Origin of the sequence: Cellulomonas sp. ACRRI (assembly GCF_022346185.1) — a bacterium.
In the GTDB taxonomy this organism is placed as follows: Bacteria; Actinomycetota; Actinomycetes; order Actinomycetales; family Cellulomonadaceae; genus Cellulomonas.
Genome location: NZ_JAKRMS010000252.1, coordinates 1 through 1,649 on the forward strand (window position 1 = coordinate 1; position 1,649 = coordinate 1,649).

The window sequence follows — 1,649 nt, forward strand, 5'->3', positions numbered from 1 at the left end:
CGCCGACCCCGTGGACCCGCCGTCGGACGACACCGACCAGCCCCAGACCCAGGACGGCGAGGACGACACCGCGCTCGCGCTCTGGCAGCGGGTGGCCCTCGGCGTCGCCGCCGGCTCCGGGCTGCTGCTGGTGCTGCTCGCGCCGTTCCTGGTGATCGCCGCCCTCAAGGCGCGACGCCGTCGGCGGCGCCGGCGCGACCCGGTGCCGGTCAACCGCGTCGTCGGCGGCTGGCAGGAGGTGCTCGACCTCGCGACCGACCTGCGCCGCGACGTCGACCCGGTCGCCACCCGGCGCGAGGGCGCGCGCGCCCTGGACCGGGCGTTCACGACGCCGCCTGCGCCCGAGGAGGGCCGCCGTCGCCGGAGGGCGCCCCGTGCGCCGGCCGCCCCGACCCCGGCCGGGGCCGAGGCGGGCGCGGCGGTGGTCGCGCTCGCGCACCGCGCCGACGCGGCGGTCTTCGGCGCCGCCGCGCCCACGACGGCCGACGCCCGGGAGTACTGGGCGGACGTCGACCGCACCCTCGCCTCGATGCGCGCGGCGACCCCGCGCAAGGAGCGCTGGCGCGGGCGGGTGGCGACCCGGTCGCTGCGCCGCTCGGAGCGGCGCAGAGCGGCCGCGGCGGCCGACCGGGCGCGCCGGAGCGTGCCCGACGGGCGGGAGAAGCGGGGACGCGGGGGACGACGGGCACGACGAGCGGACGGAGCGGACGGATGAGCAGCACCACCGGCGGCGTGGTCCCGCCCGGCGCACCCCCGGCGCCCGTCGGGCGGCGCGTCGCGGCGTACCTGGTCGACGCCGCGCTGACCGCCGTCGCCGCGGCGCCGCTGTGGTTCGCCTGGGCCCCGGCGTTCGCGGCCACGGTGCGCGCGGCGTCGGCCCCGGGGTCCGCGACCGTGGCCGAGCCCGCGGCGCCGTCGGGCGTGCTGCTCGCGGTCGGTGCCGTGCTGCTCGCCGCCTGGGGCGTCGCCCAGTGGGTCTGGAACGGCACCCGGGGGTGGACCGTCGGGCGCCGCCTGCTCGGCCTGCGCCTCGTGGACGTCCGCACCGGGCGACCGGTCGGCCTCGGGCGCGCGTTCGTGCGCGCCCTGATCGTCGCGCTGGGGTCGCTCGCGTGCGGGGTGGGCCAGCTGGTCGTGCTGCTGTCGCCCCTGTTCGACTCGACCGGTCGCCGGCGCGGCTGGCACGACCGGGTGGCGGAGGCGGTGGTCGTCGACGTGCGCGGCCTCGTGCCCGCGCGGCGTGTCGCCGCCTGGGCCGACAAGCCGGCGCGCGCGGAAGGTGCGGCGGGCGCGACCGCCGCGACCGGGTCCGCGGCGGCGCCGGACGACGCACCCGCGTGGGCGGGCGTCCCGCACCCGGCCGCACCGCGTGACGCGGTCGCGGTCGACCCCGGCGACCGGACGGCCACCGGTCCCACCCCGTCGGAGCCGACGCGGACCCGGTGGAGCGCCCTCGCCGCCGACCGCCGGCTCGACGCCCCTGACCTCGTGCTGCCGCCGCTGGGCACGCCGGGCCTCGGCCCCGACCTGGACACCCGCCAGATCCCGGTCGTCCCGGCCGCCGTCGTCCCCGCGCACCCCGCGGCCCCCGTCCCGCTCGCGCCGGGCCCGCAGCCGGCGCGGCGGCGGGGCCCGGCGTCGTCGCGCAG

The 1,649-nt window shown here is 81.9% G+C and carries 1 protein-coding gene and 1 pseudogene; both read left to right on the top strand.

From position 1 onward, the window contains the following. Positions 1–715: pseudogene (locus MHY85_RS20970) on the top strand (hypothetical protein); the annotation flags it as partial. Continuing rightward, positions 712–1,649: RDD family protein (locus MHY85_RS20975; RefSeq protein WP_239200390.1), on the top strand; the 938-nt coding region annotated here is incomplete at its 3' end. The pseudogene MHY85_RS20970 and the gene MHY85_RS20975, both read left to right, overlap by 4 nt.